This is a genomic window from Pseudoxanthobacter sp. (assembly GCF_036822375.1).
In the GTDB taxonomy this organism is placed as follows: domain Bacteria; phylum Pseudomonadota; class Alphaproteobacteria; order Rhizobiales; family Segnochrobactraceae; genus Pseudoxanthobacter.
Genome location: NZ_DAISHT010000041.1, coordinates 21,316 through 22,926, shown reverse-complemented (window position 1 = coordinate 22,926; position 1,611 = coordinate 21,316). Strand labels below are relative to the sequence as shown.

Here is a 1,611-nt window from a genome sequence, read left to right as displayed (position 1 = left end):
TCGGAGGGCAGGAAGACATGATCATCGACGTCGCTCTCGATATCCTCAAAGCCCGCGGAGAAGCGGCATGACCAGCCTTGCAGATCTCGCCCTGACCGTGGATGAGGCGGCGCGCACCGCAACCGCCATTCCGCAGCTGACCGACACCCTGCCGGACCTGTCGGTAGACGATGCCTACGCCATTCAGGCGCTGTCGCTCGCCCGCCGCCGGGCGCGCGGCGAACGCCGGGCGGGCTTCAAGATGGGCCTCACCTCGCGCGCCAAGATGCAGCAGGTGGGCGTGTCGGAGGTCATCTGGGGCCGCCTCACCGATGCCATGCGGCTTGAAGAGGGCGGCGTGCTGACCCGCGCCGCCTATGTGCACCCGCGGGTGGAACCGGAAATCGCCTACATCATCGGCCGGCCGCTGGAAGGCAACGTCACCGCCGCGGAGGCGCTCGCCGCCGTGGAGGCGGTCGCCCCCGCACTGGAAATCATCGACAGCCGCTATCAGAACTTCAAGTTCGCGCTGGCCGACGTGATCGCCGACAACTCGTCCTCGTCCGGCTTCTATGTCGGGCCGTGGGCCAGGGCGGATACCGACGTCTCCAACCTCGGCATCCTGATGGAAGTCGACGGCCGCGCCGTGCAGATCGGCTCGTCGGCCGCCATTCTCGGCGATCCCGTCCGCTCGCTGGTCGCCGCCGCAAAGCTGGTGGCGCGGGCCGGCGAGCGGCTGGAGCCCGGCGACATCGTGCTGGCCGGCGGCGCCACCGCCGCCCATCCGCTGACGCCCGGCGAACACATCGAAACCCGTTTCGAGACCCTCGGCCGCGTCGCCTTCAGCGTCGTGGCCTAAGGAGGCCCCATGCCCGTTCTGGAAGTGACCATGATCGAGGGCCGGCCGTTCGAGGCCAAGGCCAACATGGTGCGCGCGGTCACCGACGCCGTGGTGGAAACACTCGGCGCGCCGCGGGCTTCCGTGCGCATCATCATCCGCGAAGTGCCGGCCTGGCACTTCGCCGCCGGCGGCGAACTCAAGGGCACGCCGCCCGACGAGCCCCCCGCGGGCTGATCGCGGGCCGTCTTGCGGCCGCGTCTCCCGGGTCCCCTCACCTCTCCAGCGGCCGCATCGGGCCGGCCGGGCGCGTCACACCGCCCGGCCGGCTGCACTTTTTTGCGGCTTCGGCCGGAATATACGAAATCTCACACAAATATCGCTGTTTTAAAAAATATCGAAAATCTGATTGACACTGAACGCCGCACCTCCGATAAAGGGCTTATGGAAAAGGACCGTCACGGAAGTCGCCCGACCGGCTTCCGGCTCAAAAAACGACGGCCTGCCACGGGAGGTTACCAATGGCTTCGCAGCGCGAGGCGCCCGCAAGGGGCGCGTCGGGTCATGCGGGCGCCGGCACTCACGCAGCCTTCGTGCGCGTGACCGGCATTCGCCTCAACCGCTTCGTCGAGTTCGAGTACATCCTCGACGATGCCGACCTGACAGTCGAACTGATCCTGCCTTTCGCCGCCTTTGAAGAGTTCTGCCGTGCGCGCGGCGCCACCCGCCTGCCCGACGCGGCAGACGAGAGCGACGACGCGCACCGCGACAGCGCGGGCCTGCTGCAGCGCCTG

The 1,611-nt window shown here is 68.1% G+C and carries 3 protein-coding genes; all 3 read left to right on the top strand.

Translation table 11 applies throughout. The features are described 5' to 3' along the window. The first annotated feature begins 67 nt into the window (after positions 1–67). The gene (locus V7067_RS06420) at positions 68–838 is read left to right on the top strand and encodes a fumarylacetoacetate hydrolase family protein (RefSeq protein ID WP_334175055.1); all 771 of its coding nucleotides are present in this window, start codon (positions 68–70) and stop codon (positions 836–838) included. A gap of 9 nt (positions 839–847) precedes the next feature. Continuing rightward, positions 848–1,054: a 2-hydroxymuconate tautomerase gene (locus V7067_RS06415; protein WP_334175054.1), complete on the top strand. Its 207-nt coding sequence runs from the start codon at positions 848–850 to the stop codon at positions 1,052–1,054. 284 nt (positions 1,055–1,338) lie between these two features. Then, positions 1,339–1,611, top strand: a 273-nt coding sequence (locus tag V7067_RS06410; protein WP_334175053.1) for a phenol hydroxylase subunit, incomplete at its 3' end; no start/stop codon positions are given.

Bases quoted from the DNA above. Each gene is read 5' to 3' on its own strand.
- V7067_RS06420 (WP_334175055.1), top strand. From the start codon at position 68: ATGACCAGCCTTGCAGATCTCGCCCTGACCGTGGATGAGGCGGCGCGC.
- V7067_RS06415 (WP_334175054.1), top strand. From the start codon at position 848: ATGCCCGTTCTGGAAGTGACCATGATCGAGGGCCGGCCGTTCGAGGCC.